11 protein-coding genes and 1 pseudogene are annotated in these 15,252 nt (G+C 73.4%); 5 read left to right on the forward strand and 7 right to left on the reverse strand.

Going from position 1 to position 15,252, the window contains the following annotated elements:
• Positions 1-48: 48 nt before the first annotated feature.
• Both NDAS_RS05015 and NDAS_RS05020 read right to left on the reverse strand, forming a co-directional pair.
• A complete protein-coding gene (locus NDAS_RS05015) occupies positions 49-558 on the reverse strand; it encodes a hypothetical protein (protein WP_013152055.1) in 510 nt (169 codons plus the stop codon).
• Positions 559-768: 210 nt separating this feature from the next.
• Positions 769-1,425: a TetR/AcrR family transcriptional regulator gene (locus NDAS_RS05020; RefSeq protein ID WP_013152056.1), complete on the reverse strand. Its 657-nt coding sequence runs from the start codon at positions 1,423-1,425 to the stop codon at positions 769-771.
• A 54-nt stretch (positions 1,426-1,479) separates the two neighbouring features.
• Here NDAS_RS05020 and NDAS_RS05025 point away from each other — a divergent pair, with 54 nt between their 5' ends.
• Positions 1,480-2,454: an alpha/beta fold hydrolase gene (locus NDAS_RS05025; protein ID WP_013152057.1), complete on the forward strand. Its 975-nt coding sequence runs from the start codon at positions 1,480-1,482 to the stop codon at positions 2,452-2,454.
• A gap of 156 nt (positions 2,455-2,610) precedes the next feature.
• Positions 2,611-2,902: pseudogene (locus tag NDAS_RS29160) on the forward strand (hypothetical protein).
• Between the two features lie 343 nt (positions 2,903-3,245).
• Here the strand turns inward: NDAS_RS29160 and NDAS_RS05030 are convergent.
• The 4 genes from NDAS_RS05030 to NDAS_RS05045 form a co-directional block, all read right to left on the reverse strand.
• Positions 3,246-4,868, reverse strand: coding sequence for a carbohydrate-binding protein (locus NDAS_RS05030; RefSeq protein WP_013152058.1), 1,623 nt, complete (start codon positions 4,866-4,868; stop codon positions 3,246-3,248).
• A gap of 1,124 nt (positions 4,869-5,992) precedes the next feature.
• Positions 5,993-6,757, reverse strand: coding sequence for a cupin domain-containing protein (locus tag NDAS_RS05035; protein ID WP_013152059.1), 765 nt, complete (start codon positions 6,755-6,757; stop codon positions 5,993-5,995).
• The gene (locus NDAS_RS05040; protein WP_013152060.1) at positions 6,754-7,674 is read right to left on the reverse strand and encodes a DUF6807 domain-containing protein; all 921 of its coding nucleotides are present in this window, start codon (positions 7,672-7,674) and stop codon (positions 6,754-6,756) included. The genes NDAS_RS05035 and NDAS_RS05040 overlap by 4 nt, the downstream gene beginning before the upstream one ends.
• Positions 7,667-8,824 (reverse strand): Gfo/Idh/MocA family protein, encoded by a 1,158-nt coding sequence (locus NDAS_RS05045; RefSeq protein ID WP_013152061.1) that lies wholly within the window; start codon positions 8,822-8,824, stop codon positions 7,667-7,669. The genes NDAS_RS05040 and NDAS_RS05045 overlap by 8 nt, the downstream gene beginning before the upstream one ends.
• A 139-nt stretch (positions 8,825-8,963) precedes the next feature.
• Here NDAS_RS05045 and NDAS_RS05050 point away from each other — a divergent pair, with 139 nt between their 5' ends.
• The 3 genes from NDAS_RS05050 to NDAS_RS05060 all read left to right on the forward strand — a co-directional run bounded on the left by NDAS_RS05050 (position 8,964) and on the right by NDAS_RS05060 (position 13,464).
• Entirely contained in the window at positions 8,964-9,980 is a 1,017-nt protein-coding gene (locus NDAS_RS05050; protein ID WP_013152062.1) for a LacI family DNA-binding transcriptional regulator, read from the forward strand.
• A 410-nt stretch (positions 9,981-10,390) separates the two neighbouring features.
• Complete coding sequence (locus NDAS_RS05055; protein WP_013152063.1) at positions 10,391-12,037, forward strand: amidohydrolase; 1,647 nt, start codon at positions 10,391-10,393, stop codon at positions 12,035-12,037.
• A 92-nt stretch (positions 12,038-12,129) separates the two neighbouring features.
• Positions 12,130-13,464 (forward strand): MFS transporter, encoded by a 1,335-nt coding sequence (locus NDAS_RS05060; protein WP_013152064.1) that lies wholly within the window; start codon positions 12,130-12,132, stop codon positions 13,462-13,464.
• 239 nt (positions 13,465-13,703) lie between these two features.
• Here the strand turns inward: NDAS_RS05060 and NDAS_RS05065 are convergent, their stop codons facing one another.
• Positions 13,704-15,005, reverse strand: a complete 1,302-nt coding sequence (locus NDAS_RS05065) for a M20 family metallo-hydrolase (RefSeq protein ID WP_013152065.1) — start codon at positions 15,003-15,005, stop codon at positions 13,704-13,706.
• Positions 15,006-15,252: the final 247 nt, after the last annotated feature.

The raw sequence follows: 15,252 nt of genomic DNA on the forward strand, positions 1-15,252 counted from the left end.
CGTCCGGGTCCGGCCCCACCGGTCGACGGGGCCGGACCCGGACGGCGGTCAGCAGCGGTAGGTGGTGCCGTTGGCGGCGTTGCCCCAGTTGCAGGAGCTGATGGTGCCCGTGCTGGAGTTGTTGTCGGCGCTGCCCGGACGCTTCAGGCGCAGGTCGGGGTTGCGGCTGGTGCTGCTGTTGAGCAGGACGTGGCGGTCGTAGCCCCGGTAGATCTGGTGGTAGCCGTTGGAGTCGCGCCGGTGGGTTCCCCTTCCGGTGCGCACGTAGGCCGTCGCCCCCGCGGGCAGGTTGTAGGAGGGCAGCGGTCGCCCGTAGGTGTTGGTGGTGATGTCGGGGACGTACCCGCCCACGTTGACGGTGCGCGTGGTGACGTTCCTGATGAGGAAGTACTCCCCGTTGACGTTGCTGGAGGTGTCCGACCCGGCGGCGTTGGGACGCACCTGGGTGACCATGAGCGCTCCGGTGGTGGAGGCGGCCTGTGCGGGGGCCGACAGCAGTGAGGCGGCGGTGACGGCGGCCGCGGCGATCGCGGCGGCGCGCAGGGCAAGACGTGGCATGGACGCTCCTGAGGGGCTGATGGAAGCGTCATCGTTGCAGGAGTCATGCCTCATGCGCGGTCTTTTGAAAGTATTTGGCCTGGTTTGGCCAACGTGTACACCGGTCCGGTGGTACCGCGTCCGAGGCCGTGTCGATCCGTGCCGTCGCCGAAGCCGCCGAGGCTCCGGCGCGGCTCCGGTCCGGGGGCCCCGCCGGTGGCCCCGCGCGGATCAGGAGAAGAGGACGCCGTCGAGCATGGCGACCAGTTCCTCGGCCGCCGCGAGCGGGTCGTAGTCGGGGTGGTCCAGGTGCTCGGCCACGATCGCGTCCATGCCGCCGCCGACGATCAGCGCCGTGGTGCGCAGGTCCGGCCCCTCCGTGCCCGAGTCCGCTCCGCGCGCCCGCCGGGCGGCCGCCATCAGGTCCGCCAGGGGGCGCCAACGCTGGCTGGAGCGGCGATCCTCCTCGCTCACCGCCGCGATGACCACCCGGGTGTGGCCCGGGTGGTCGCGCAGGTAGCCGACCATCGAGCGGATGTAGGCGGCGGGGGCCCGCTCGGCGTCGGCGCTCTCCACGGCCCGGCCCACGTGCTCGACCAGGCCGGTGAGCGCGCTCTCGTGCGCCGCGCGCACCAGGGCGTCCTTGGAACGGAAGTGGTACAGCACCGCCGCCTTGGTGATGCCCGCGGCCTCGGCGATACGGGCCAGCGAGGTGGCCGCGTCCCCGTGCTCGGCGATGAGCCGGACCGTCACGTCGATGAGCTGCGCGCGCCGCGCCTGCTCGGTCAGGGTGGGCCTGCGGGACCCGCGCTCCCGCCCCCGTGTCCGCCCTTCCGCCTGTTCGTGCCCCTGTTCGGGTTCCCGTGACCGGGGGTTCTCTCTTGTCATGACTCCCGAACTTACCTTATGGTCAGATTACTTACCAATCGGTTAGGGGCTGTCATGCGGAAGAAGAAGCGCAACCGGTGGATCATCGTGGCGTGCGCCGTGGTCGTCGCGGTGCTCCTCGCCGCGGTCACCCTGCGCACGCCCTCCCCGGTGGGCCACTGGCGCTCGGCGGAGGGGCGGGACGCCTTCACGCGCACCTACGAGGCGGCGATGGCCGACCTGCCCCGGCCCGCCGCCGAGATCGACGTGCGCACCGACTACGGGGTCGTGCGGATGTACCGCTTCGAGGGCGCGGGGGACCGGGAGGAGCCGCTGGTCCTGCTGCCCGGCCGGGCGGCGCCCTCGCCGGTCTGGGCGGACAACCTGCCCTCCCTGCTGGAGGTCGGGGACGTCTACACGGTCGACCTGCTGGGCGAACCCGGGATGAGTGTGCAGGACCGGCCGATCGAGGACGACGCCGACCAGGCGGCGTGGCTGCACCAGGCCCTCGACGGCCTGCCCGAGGAGGGGTTCCACCTGGTGGGGCTGTCGTTCGGCGGTTGGTCGGTGACCAACCTGGCCGTCCGCGAACCCTCGCTGGTGGCCTCGGTGACGCTGGTCGACCCGGTGTTCGTCTTCGACGACATGCCCATGGAGGTGGTCCTGCGCTCCCTGCCCGCCTCGCTGCCCTGGCTGCCGCGCTCCTGGCGCGACGGCTTCAACTCCTGGACCGCGGGCGGCGCTCCGGTGGAGGACGTTCCGGTCGCCCGGATGATCGAGTCCGGCATGCAGAACTACGCGATCAAGCTGCCCCAGCCCGGCAGGATCAGCGAGGAGTCCCTCACGGACCTGGACATGCCCGTGCTGGCGTTCGTCGCCGGACGGTCGGTGATGCACGACCTCGACACCGCCGCGGCCACCGCCGAGCGCGCCCTGCTCCACGGCACGGTCGAGGTCTACCCGGAGGCCTCGCACGCGATCAACGGCGAGTACCCCGAGGAGATGGCCGCCGATATCGACGCCTTTCTGGACGAGGTCGACCGGTCCTGAGACGGGCGCCCTCGGGCCTTGAGGCGGGTGTCGACCGGCCCTGGACGGGGTGCCGAGCGCCCCGGGACGGGTGCCGACCGGTCCTGAGACGGATGACGGCCGTCCCTGAGATGAGCGGCGCGCTTGCTCCGGGCCGTTCGCGGGCACCACACGGACATGCCCGAACGCACCGAGGACGGACGCTACGTCGTGGTCTCCGGCCGCCGTTGGCGCGCGAGCGACCCGCAGTTGCCGGAACCGGTACGCGAGCGCCTGGTGAGACACCTGATGTCCGCACGCAGGGACGTGGCCGCCGCGCTGCGCGCCGGGGACACCGACGCCGAGGGGCGGGCGCGCGCACGCGTGGCCCTGGCCAAGCACGGCCTGGCCAAGCACGCCCTGGTGGGAGCTGCCGGAGGCCGACCGCCGCCACCGCTGGGAGGAGGCGCTGCGCCGCCTGGACCCCTGAGGGGCCGCGGCCCGGACGGTCTTCGTGCCGCCGGACGGGGCCTGCCGCACTCCTGCGCCGAGGCGCTGCGGCACCCGCGCAGGGGGGCGGACCGCTGCGCCCGGAACCGGAGTACTGAGCCCCCTCGGCCCGTGGCGCGGCGGTTCCGGCACGCGAGTCGCCCGGGACCGCGCACGTCCCGTGGGACGCCCGGCGCCCCACCTGGAGCGCGAAGGCCCCGGCCAGCGGACTTCCCCGCTGGTCGGGGCCTCCTGTTTCTCGGGTGCGGGCGCGGGTGCGGGTCCGGGGACCGAACCGTGGCGGGCGCCTCGGTCGCGTCAGCGCACCCGGGCCGCGGTGCCGGTTACGGCGTGACCCGCTGGCCCCCGAAGGTCACGACCAGGGTGCCGTCGGCGGCGTAGGACCAGTCCAGGCCGCCGTCGTAGGAGGAGCACCGCGACCCGTTCGAGCCGGACCAGAACTGGTTGGAGCTGTCGGCGTTGCCGATGATCCGGTCGTTGGAACCGCTGTCGCACGAGGTGTTGCCGCGGAACACCGAGGAGCCGTCGTCGAAGTTGAAGTTGCGCTCCTCGTTGCCGATGCTGACGTTGTCCGACACCGTCATCGAGCCCGGGTTGCTGTTGTAGGTGAACCCGTGCTTGCCGTTGTCGTAGGCGATGTTGCCCGTGATGACGTGGTCGACCCCGATGTCCTCGCCGCCGAGCTTGAAGCCGTTGCGGTCGCCGTTGCCGGCCTGGGAGCCGTCGCTGAGGATGCCGTTCTCGTAGGCCAGGGAGTCCTCGATGGTCACGGTGCCGATGGGGCCGGTGTCGTCCTTGGTGTAGAGGTCCCAGCCGTCGTCGATGTTGTTGTGGGCCACGGCGTAGCGGAAGACGTTGCCGGGGCCGGAGGTGAGCTTGGCGGCGAAGCCGTCGGCGTCCTCGCCGTCGGAGTCGGCGTTGTCGTGCGACTCCGCGCTCAGGATGAGGTTGTGGGCGGGCCAGTCGCTCTCGGGGGTGCTGGAGACGCGGCGCGAGAGCTGGAGGCCGGTGTCGCGGTTGAAGCGGGTCACCGTGCGCTCGATGACGTTGTGGCTGCCGCTGACGAAGATGCCGTTGTCCCCGGCGTGCTCGACGACGATGCCCTCGACGTGCCAGTAGGACGCCTCCAGCGCCAGGCCGCGGTTGGCGGAGTCCTCGCTCTGGGCGGAGAAGTCCAGCACCGGGGTCTCACCCGGGTAGGCGGACAGCTCCGTGCGGTTTCCGGAGGTGCCGTCCTCGCCCAGCGGGATGGTGACCGTGTCCGAGAAGGAGTAGGTCCCGCCGCGCATGTGGATCGTCCCGCCGGGCTCGATCCGGTCGATGGCCGAGGTGAGCGTGGTGGGGTCGGACTCGGTGCCGTCCGCGCCCGCGCTGCCGCCCGGGGCCACGTACAACGCGTCCGAGGTCGGCGGGTTGCCGTCGTCGCCGCCCCCGTCGTCACCGCCGCCGTCATCGCCTCCGCCGTCGTCGCCACCGCCGCTGGTCTCCACGTCGAGGTAGTCGACGTTGGGCATGCCCTGGGAACCGGTCGGGTCGAACCGGATCGTGTTGGCGCCCTCGGCCAGCTGGACGGTGAGCGTCTTGGTCGTCCACGCGTCCCAGTCGCCGGTGCCCTCGAAGGAGACCGACGCCGTCCGGGAGCCGTTCACGAGGACGTCGGCGGGGCGGGCGGAGGAGGTGCCGTTGGCGAAGCGCACGGTCAGCGTGGCCGTTCCCGAGGCGGGGGCGTTCACGCTGAACTGCACGTGGGCGCCCTCCTCGTTCTCGGTGTCGCAGAACCCGTCGCCGGAGTAGCCCGGCCACTCGGTCTCGATGCTGCCGTTGCAGGAGGCCGAGGTGCCCTCGGCCTCGTAGCGGGTGGTGGCGGCGTGCGCCGCGGTGCCGGAAAGCGTGACGAGCGTGCCTGCCAGTAGGGCGGCGCACGCGAGGGCGGGTCTGGTTCTCATCGTTCGTCTCCAGGGGGGTTGGTGCGTCTGACCAGTGGGACGTTGAACGGAAGGGTCGGGGGAGGGAACCGGGGACGGGCCGCCCCCGGGTGCGGACGGTGTGGCACGGCCGGTGCCGTGTGGTCGGCGCGGCGCGGAAAGCGCGGCGCGGTCGGTCATGGGGTGGTGCGGCCACGGGGTCGGCCGTGCCGGTGGAACGGTGACGCCCGTAGTTCGGAAAGCGCTTTCAAACGAGAAGTTAAGTGTTCGTTCCCAGCGCGTCAACGGTCTTGTTCTCCATGCGCTTTCGTGTTAATGGCGCGGAGTTCCTCCTGTTCGGAGCGGTGGTCTTTTTCTCGTAGGTGCTCTGTGTCAGGGTTCGTGGCGCTCGGTGGCGGTGGCGGTGGCGCGCCGGCAGCGCGTCGAGGCGTCCGTCTATGTGCCTCGTAGGGCAGAAGAGGCGTGAGTGGCGAATGGTGTTTCGGTCGTGTTTGTGCGACGCGCTTCACGAGGGCGTTGACCTGCTCTGACGGCGTGGCCGGAGACGCCGAACCAGGTGATGCGGAAAGCCCTTACCAGGACATTGGTGAACGCTGGCGCCGTCAGCCCCGCGCCCCGGTACCGCCTCGTCAATCCCGCGCCTCGGGGGCGCGGGCCCCGGAGGCCTCCTCGGCGATCCGCTCGGCGTCGCCGTCCCCGATCAGCCGCAGGTCACCGGCCAGCCCGATGACCTTCTCGGGGGCGGGAGCGCTGGCGCTCGGGCCCCCGAGGAGGTCGGCGTTCCCTTGTAGGGCACTGGGGCACCGGGGCTTTCGGGTCGTCCGGGGTCTCCGGGGCCTTTGAGGCCGCCCTGTCTTCTGCGGCGGTCGGTGTCCCCTGCCGGGACGCTGAGGCAGCGGGGAGGCGGGGTGCCGGGGCTTTCGGGTCGTCCGGGGTCTCCGGAGTCTCTGGGGTCGCCCGGTCCTCTGCGGCGGTCGGCGGCCCCTTCCGGGTCACCGGGCTTCCAGGCTGTCTGGGGTCACCGGGACCGCTGAGGTGTTCCGGGGCTTCTGGGGAATCTGGCAGGTCGGAGGTCCCCGGGGCCGTTGAGGTCTCCGGGGCTTCCCGAGTCGCCCCGGACCTCCGCGACCGAGGAGGCCCGGGGCCTATGGGGTCTCCGGGGCTCCCGGGGGTTCGCCGGTCTCGGGAGCGTCCGCGACCCGCCACATGCGCAGGCGTCCGCACATCCCGAAGGCCCGGGGCCCCGGCGTCGGCTCGGTGCGCACCACGGCCGCCTCCCGCATGATCCCCGGGTCGCCCCCGGCCAGCGCCGCGAGCTGCTCCCGGGTGCGCTCCACCTCCCGTTCCACGCCCTCGCGCCAGATCTCCCGCCACTCCCGCACACGCGGCCGCACCACCTGCGCCGCGAGCCGGTGGAACTCCTCCAGCGCCCCCGCGCCCTCCTCGCGGACCGACGCGACCAGCTCCCAGTAGCCCCGCAGGGCCAGGTCGCGCCGGGCCCGCGCCCGCTCCGCGCGCAGCTCCTCGGGCCCCTCCGCGGGCAGGGCCGCCGCGGCGGCGTAGGCCTCGGGGTCGGCCAGCACCCCGCGCGGGAAGGTGAACACCGCGTCGCCCGCCTCGGGCAGGCCCGCGTTCTGCATGACCACGGTGATCTCCAGCCCGCCGGAGTTCACCAGCCGGTGCACCGTGCCCGGGGCGAACCACAGCACGGCACCGGCCGCGAGCGGGTCGGCCGCGACGCCCCGCGGGGTGAGCGTGTGCACCTCGCCCTCGCCCGCGACCACGACGTAGGCCTCCGACGACGCGGTGTGGAGGTGGGGCGTGCCGCCGTGCAGGCCGTCGGGCGCCTCCCAGTCGTAGACCCGCAGGCCGCTGACGGCGGTGCCGCCGGGGAAACGGGGCGTGTTCACGGCGCGTCCTCCCCGGGCGCGTACTCCCGCGCGAGCGCACCGGCCTCGTCGGCGGCGCACACCCGGTCGACGAACACCAGGCGGTGGCGCAGGCTCAGGGTGCGGTCCGGCTCCAGGACGATCTCCTCGTCGAAGGACGGCGAGGGGCTGAACACGGGGAAGGGCTCGGTCCGCACGAACCACCTGATCGGAACGGAGGCGCTCGTGGTCCCGGCGTAGGCCAGGACGGTCGCGCCGCCGTCGATCTCGTCGTGCTGGCCGCTGAAGGCGATCCAGTTCGCCTGCGTGCCCATGACGTCGGCGCCGGTGAGGCCGGTCGCGCTGACCACGTCGCCGCCGGTCCACGAGCGGGGGCCGCGCCAGAAGAGCCCGGTGTAGCCCGCGGCGGCGCGTCCGTGGGTGGTGGGGCTGCCCAGTTCGAGGGCCCTCCCGCGCACGTTGGTCAGCGAGGTCGCGAAGTCCAGCGCCCAGATCCCCCGTTCGCGGTCCGCCGAGTGGAACCGGTGGGTGCGCACCTCGGCGATCCACCGCTCGCCGCCCGAACTCCTCCAGGCCAGGCGCTCGGTGACCGCGACGCCGTCGCCGTCGCGGGCGACGGAGGTGAACCCCTCGTGGCCGATGGCGCCGTTGTTGCCCAGCCACCGGTAGCCCTCGCCGCGGACGAAGGTCGGCCCTCCCCAGAAGTTCTGTCCCGAGACGTGGGACCAGGTCATCTGGAGGCCCTTGTGCCACCGGTGGTCCCACGGCCGGAACGCGGTCAGCGGCGCGCCGCTGAGGGTGCGCAGGGGGTGCAGGTAGGGCTTGGGCGACTCGGTGGCGGGGGAGTCGGGGCGCAGCACGTAGCGCGCGATCTCGACCCCGCCCACCGCCACGGTGAGCGCGTCGTCTCCTTCGGTCAGGGTGGGGGTCTCAGACACCTGTGGTCTCCTCCGTCCTGGTGAGGACGGCCGCGGCGGTGTCCGCGTCGCCCCCGTGCATCGCGTGGTAGAAGCCGTCGTCGGGGGTCAGGTCCCGGCGCCGCACCGTCGTGCCGGTCAGGGCCGACCGGTACATGCCCGTGACGAGTTCGAGGGCGCGCCGCCCGTCGGGGCCGCTGGCGCGGGGCCGCTCCCCGCGTTCCATCGCGTCGAGCAGCGCGGCGAGCTGGGCCCGGTGCGAACTCGGCTCGTCCTCCACCGGCGGCCAGGACGCGACCGCGTCGGCGTCGCGCACGTGCGGCGCGGGGGTCCAGCGCCAGTGCGCGTTGTCGTAGCCGTAGAGGTGCTCCAGCTCGACCGTGGCGTGCTCGAAGTCGAAGCGCAGGTAACTGGTCTCGCGGGGGGAGAGCAGGCTGTTGGCCACGGAGACGGTCGCGCCCGACTCCAGGCGCACGATCGCCATCGACACGTCCTCGGTCTCGGTGGACCGGGCGGTCGTGGACATCACGGCCGTGACCTCGGACCAGTCGCCGAGCAGGGAGAGCATGAGGTCCATCTGGTGGATGCCGTGGCCCATGCTCGGGCCGCCGCCCTCGGTCGCCCAGCGTCCGCGCCAGGGGACCTCGAAGTAGTCCGGGGCGCGGAACCACAGGGTGTTGCACACGCCGACGAGCGGACGGCCGAGCGTGCCCTCGGCCAGGTGGCGGCGCAGGCGCTCGGCGCCGGAGCCGAACCGGTGCTGGAACACGTAGCTGACGAAGGGACCGCCTCCGCCGCCGGGACCGGATTCGCCTCCCTCGTGGGTGCTGACCTCGTCGTACTCTGCCAGGGACAGCGCCGGCGGCTTCTCGCACCACACCCAGCACCCGGCGTCCAGGGCCGTGATCACCGCGTCCTTGTGCGCGACGGGCGGCGTGCACACGATCACCAGGTCGGGGGACTCGGCGCGCAGCAGGGCGTCGAGGCCGGTGTGGCGTCCGGGAACGCCCCACTCGTCGGCGGTCGCGGCCACGCGGGAGGCGTCGGGGTCGGCCAGCGCGACCACCTCGACCCTGTCCCCCAGGGCGGCGAGCGCGGGCAGGTGCCTGCCCCGGGCGATACCGCCGCTTCCGACGACGGCTACGCGAATCGGTGGTCTGGGACTCGGCACTGGCACACCCCTCGGATCACGAACCCATGGTGAACGTTCACTTTCTGCGGCCGGGTCTAAAATAGTGATCGTTCACATCCACCGTCAAGACCGACCCCGCCGACGGACGCCGCCGACGGGCCCGCCCGAGGAGGAGCCGATGGCCGAGCCCGAACCGCCCAGGCGCCGACCGACCATCATGGAGGTCGCCCGCCTGGCGGGCGTCTCCCACCAGACCGTCTCGCGCTACCTGCGCTTCGAGGGCGGGCTCAGGGAGGCGACCCGCGAGCGCGTCGACGCCGCGATCCGGGAGCTCAACTACCGCCCCAACCTCGTGGCCCGGTCGATGCGCACGCGCCGGACCGGGCGCCTGGCGATCCTCCTGCCCGGTGTGCCCGGCGCCAGCCCGAGCCGGTTGCTGGCCGGGGCCATCGCGACCGCGCACGCCGAGGGGTTCGTCGTCGAGGCGGTGAGCGTGGACGGCGGGGTCGGGGCCCGGACCGGGCGCATGCTCGAACTCGCCGGGTCGGGCCAGGTGGAGGGCGTCCTGTCCCTGGCCCCCGTCGCCCCCGACAGCCTCCGGGCCGCGGGCGAGGGCGCCTCCGTGGTCGTCTCCGCCGACTACGACGACGAGATGCGCGGTCTGGGCGAGATCGCCGACGGGTCGGTCGTCGCCGACCTCGTCGAGGGGCTGGCCAAGGCCGGGCACCGGCGCTTCCTGCACGTGTCCGGCCCGCTCCAGTACGCCTCGGCGCGGGGGCGCAGACAGACCTACCTGGAGGCGGTCGAACGCCTGGGGCTGGAGTCCCACGGCGTGTTCGACGGCGACTGGTCGGCCGAGTCCGGCGCCGAGGCCGTGCGCTCCCTGCCCGAGGACAGCGGGGTCAGCGCCGTCATCGCGGGCAACGACGTGGTCGCGGCGGGCGCGGTCCGCGCGGCGATGGAGCGCGGGTGGAGCGTGCCGGGCGACCTGAGCGTGACGGGGTGGGACAACAACCCCGTGGGCGCCTACCTGTCTCCCTCGCTCACGACGGTCGACGTGGACCTCGAACGGCTGGGCGTCAACGCCATGCGCCGCCTGGTCGCGGCCGTGCGGGGCACGGTGGCGGAGGTCGGACGGGAGCCGCTCAACACGATCCTGTGGCGCGAGTCCACCGGCCCGGGCCCCTGGCGCTGACGGGGGAGCACGGCCCAGGCGTTCGCTCGTCCGGGCGCCGGGGGCGACACGGAGGCGTCGGGTCCGGGCCGTCCTCCGCCCCGCACGTGTGACTGTGCGATGTGACACCGCGTAGGTAACGGCGTATGACGTGCGTGTTTCGGAAATGTCGCGCACCGGGCGGTCGTTGTGCACATGCCTATCGCCGCGTGCCCAATCCGATGCGAATCGCCATTGTTCGCCAGCTCACAGTTGCTGCAACCTGGAAGGAAATCCCAGGTGGGGGCGGCGTGAACCGTGCGGCACCGGCAGATGCGGAAGCGCGTGCGTCCGCCCCGGCGCGGGCGCGTCCACGCCCGCCGCCGAGCCTGCGCGCGGTGCGTCCGCCGCGACCGTCCCGACCGCTGCACCCCACGGAGAACGCCTCCAGCATGCTCGACCTCAAACTGACCAACGCCCGCATCCGCACGGTCGACGACGACCGGCCCTTCGCCACGGTGCTCGGCATCGCCGCCGGGCGCGTCCTCGGCCTGGACGAGGAGGTCGCCGACCTGCCCGCGCGCAGGACGGTCGACTGCGGCGGCGCCGTGGTCGTCCCCGGCTTCGGGGACGCGCACAACCACATGGCGTGGTTCGGACAGTCGCTCGCCGAGCTGGAGCTGGAGACGGTGTCCACCCTGGACGCCCTCTACGACGCGGTCGCCCGGGCGGCCGCGACGCTGCCCGAGGACACGTGGATCGTCGGCTCCGGCTACGACGACGCCCTGCTCGGCGCCCACCCCGACCGCCACGGCCTCGACCGGGCCGGGGGCGGCCGACCCGTCTGGCTCAAGCACCGCTCCGGCCACATGTGCACCGTCAGCAGCGCGGTCCTGCGCCAGGCCGGGATCGACACCGCCGTGTCCGACACCGCCGCGGCCGACCCGGACGGGGGAGTGATCGTCCGCGACGGCGCGGGCGCCCCCACCGGCCTGCTCCAGGAGCGCGCGCAGGAACTGGTGACCGCACTGGTCATGCCCTACCCGGTGACCGAGCTCGCCGACGCGCTCGCGCGCGCCTCCCGGGTCTACGCCTCCGAGGGCCTCACCCACGTCGTGGAGGCGGGCATCGGGCGCGGTCTGATCGGCCGCACCCCCGTGGAGGCCGCCGCCTACCAGCTCGCCCGCGACCGCGGCGAGCTGCTTCCCCGGGTCGAGCTCATGGTCGCCGCAGACAACATGCACCCGCTGGGCGGGCACGCCGACGACGGGATCGACACCGGCATCGACCTGGGGCTGCGCACCGGCTTCGGCGACGACCGGCTGCGCCTGGGGCCGATGAAGATCTGGCTCGACGGATCCCTCATCGGCCGCACCGCCGCCGTCACCGAACCCCTCTGCGGGCACGGCCACGGCGTGTACCAGAACTCCCCGGAGGAGATGCGCGCGCTGGTCGTGGCCGCCCACCGGGCCGGATGGCGCGTGGCCGCGCACGCCATCGGCGACGACGCCGTCGACGTCGCGCTGGAGGCGTTCGCCGAGGCCCAGCGCGCGCTGCCGCGCCCCGACGTGCGCCACCGCATCGAGCACGCGGGCGTGGTGCGCCCGGACCAGCTGCCCCGCATCGCCGAGGCGGGCCTGGTCCCCGTGCCCCAGCCCCGGTTCCTGTACGCCCTGGGCGACGGCATGGCCGCCGCCGTGGGCCCGGAGCGCGTGCCCTGGCTCTACCGGCACCGGTCCTTCCTCGACCACGGGCTGCGCGTCCCGGGCAGCTCGGACCGGCCGGTCGCCCCGGGGGCGCCGCTCCTGGGCATGGAGTCGATGGTGGAGCGCGTGACCGCCTCGGGAACCGTTCTGGCCGCCGACGAGCGTGTCAGCGCCGAACAGGCACTCCGGGCCTACACGATGGACGCGGCCTGGGCCAGCCACGACGAGCACCGCAGGGGCAGCCTGACCCCGGGCAAGCTCGCCGACCTGGTGGTCCTGGACCGCGACCCCGTGGACACCGCGGAGGAGGGCATCGGCACGATCCGCGTCCTGGCGACCCTCGTCGGCGGGGAGTGCGTGCACGGGGCGGACGTCCTCGACGGTCTGACCTGACCCGGCCCGGCCGGACCGGCGAGGTCCGGCCCGCCCCATCCCCTGAACACCGCGCCGCCGCCGGCGCGGACAGCGAATAGGAGAAACCAAGGATGAGTGACCTCGACCCAGAGGCGACCGAGGAGCGCCCGGCACGCGGCGGGCCGGTGGTGAGCGGTCGCGAGGCGGGCCGGATCGCTTTCGCGGCCTTCGTCGGCACCGCACTGGAGTGGTACGACTACTTCCTCTTCGGTACGGCCGCCGCGCTCGTGTTCAACCGGCTGTACTTCACGACGCTGGACGCCACGGCCGCCACCCTGGCCGCGTTCGCCACCTTCGGCGTCGGCTTCGTCGCGCGTCCGCTGGGCGCGGTGCTGTTCGGCTGGATGGGCGACCGGATCGGACGGCGACCAGCGCTGCTGATCACCGTGGTCTCCATCGGTGTGGCCACCGGCCTCATCGGCCTGCTGCCCGACTTCGCCTCGATCGGCATCGCCGCTCCGCTGCTGCTGGCCCTGCTCCGGCTCGTGCAGGGCGTCGCGGTCGGCGGCGAGTGGGGCGGCGCGGTGACCATCGCCGTCGAGCACGCCCCGCCGGAGAAGCGCGGGCGCTACGCGGCCCTGCCGCAGATCGGGTCGCCCGTGGGCACCCTGCTCTCCTCGGGCGCGTTCTCGCTGGTCCTGCTCCTGCCCGCCGAGCAGTTCGACTCCTGGGGCTGGCGCCTGCCGTTCCTCGCGGCCTTCCCGCTGCTGCTGGTCGCGGTCTACATCCGCCAGAAGGTGGAGGAGTCGCCGGTCTTCGAGGAGATGGAGAAGCAGGAGGCGCGCTCCAAGGTCCCCGCGGTCGACGTGTTCCGCCACGCGTGGGGCAGGCTCCTCATCGCGATCGCGTCCGCCATGCTGGGCGTCGGCGGCTTCTACGTCATGACGACGTTCGCCATCAGCTACGGCACCGACACCCTCGGACTGTCGCGCAGCCTCATGGTCAACGCCACCCTGGTCGCCGCGGTGGTGCAGATCGGCGTGATCGTCTACTTCGGGCGCCTGGCCGAGAAGCTCGGCCCCGGGCGCGTCACCATGTGGGGCGGTATCGCCACGGCGGTGATCGCCTTCCCGGTGTTCTGGCTGATCGACACGACCTCGCCGGTGCTGGTGGTGCTGGCGGTGGCCGGGGGCGTGGGCTTCCTGTCCATCGCCTACGCGGTCTCCGGCGCGCTGCTCACCGAGCTGTTCCCGGCGAACCTGCGCTACAGCGGCGTCGCGCTGGCCTACAACCTGGCCGGCGCCCTGAGCGGCTTCCTGCCGTTCATCGCGACCGCCCTGCTGGAGAGCGCGGACGGACGCTCCTGGGTCGCCTCGGTGCTGTTCCTGGGGATCGCCCTGGTCACGGCGGTCGGCGGCTTCTACGGCGAGCGGCTGCGCGTCCGCGACGACGTGGTGGTGCGCTGACACCGTAGGACGGAAAGCGACGGGCGGTGACCGGGGGCTCCCGGTCACCGCCCGTTCCGCCGTCCGGGCCCGTTCCGCACCGCGCACGGGGAACCGGCGGCGCCGCCCGATGACGGGGCGGCCGTCCTTCCCGGTGCCGGGGTCCGTGTTCGGTGTTTCGCTCCCGGACGCGGCGAGGGGCCCGCGCGACGTCGCGCGGGCCCCTCGCGGCTCTCCGGCTCAGGGGCCGGGCGGTGCGCTCACGCGCGTCCGGGCGTGTAGGACCCGTCGGCGGCCAGTTCGCCCGCGCCGAGCCGCCGGACCACGTCGGTGAGCACCGCCAGGCCCGCGACCAGGTCGGAGTCCTCGGTGTACTCGCCCTCGTTGTGGGACACGCCCCCGACCGAGGGCACGAAGAGCATGACCGTGGGCACGCGCTCCTTCATGTTGATCGAGTCGTGCCCGGCCACGGTCATGACCTCGCCGCTGCTCAGTCCCAGGCTCCGGGCGCTGGCGCGGGCCAGGGCCACGCCCTCGGGCTGGTAGGGGTTGACGCCCCAGGAGTGGGAGAGGGTCTGCTCCACGGTGACGGAGGCCGCCGCCTCGATGCGGGCGACCTGCTCCTGGAACAGCCGGTCGGCCTCGGCGAGCACCTCCTCGTCGTGCGAGCGCAGGTCGAGCAGCAGCTCGACGCGCGAGGGCACCACCACCGGCGAGTTCGGGTAGACGTCGAACTGTCCCACGGCCGTGTGCAGGACCCCGGGGAACCGGTCGGCCAGCTCGCGCGCGGCCACGACCAGCATGGAGGCGCCCACGAGCGCGTCGCGGCGGTCGGCCATCACGGTCGCCCCCGAGTGCGCCTGCTCCCCGTGGACGGTGACCGCGTACTTGCGCGCGGCCCAGCTGGCGCTGACCAGGCCGATCGTGGTGGAGGACTCCTCCAGGACGCGCCCCTGCTCGACGTGGATCTCGGCGCAGAAGGCGGCCTCGGGGCCGTCGTCCCCGCCCAGGAAGCCCGTCGGGGCCAGGGCCTCGGCCACCGTGACCCCGGCCGCGTCGCGCGCGGCCAGTGCCGTCTCCAGCGGGAGCGCGCCGGTGTAGACGGCGCTGCCCATCATGGAGGGCGTGAAGCGCGAGCCCTCCTCGTTGAACCAGTTCACGACCGCGAGGTTGTACACGGGCGCGGGGGCACCGGCGGCGGCGTCCTGCTCGGCGATCCGGAAGACGGCGTGGGCGGCGGCCAGCACGCCGTAGGCCCCGTCGTAGCGCCCCGCCGTGGGCTGGGAGTCCATGTGCGAGCCGACGACCACGTAGGGGGCGCCCGGTACCCGCTCCAGCAGGCCGAACTGGTTGCCGATGCGGTCGTAGACCACCCGCAGCCCCCGCTCGACCAGCAGTTCCTCCAGCCACCGCCGCTGGGCGATGTCGGGCCCGGTGGCGGCCTGCCGGTCGACGCCCCCCGACGGCGTGGCGCCGAAGGCGCTCATGGCCCGGAAGTCCTCCAGGAAGCGGGCGTCGGCGGGTGCCGCGTCCTGTGACGGGTCCTGTTCGTGTGCGGTCATGGCGGTGTTCCTCTCGGAGAGCGTCGGGTCGCGTGGGCCGGGCGTGGGCCACGTCCATCCTCGCCACGCGCCCCGCGGCGCTCAATCGTCATCCACACAAGATTCCCCGGGGGTGCTGTGCATGTGCACATAGACTCGGTACCGGATGCCGAGCGCGGGCGCCGGGTGCCGAACGCAGGTGCTGGACGCCGCGCGCCGCACGCCGAGCCCGGACACCGGAAGCCGTCGAGACGTACGAAGGGAGGCG

The sequence above is a fragment of the Nocardiopsis dassonvillei subsp. dassonvillei DSM 43111 genome, assembly GCF_000092985.1.
Classification (GTDB): Bacteria; Actinomycetota; Actinomycetes; order Streptosporangiales; family Streptosporangiaceae; genus Nocardiopsis; species Nocardiopsis dassonvillei.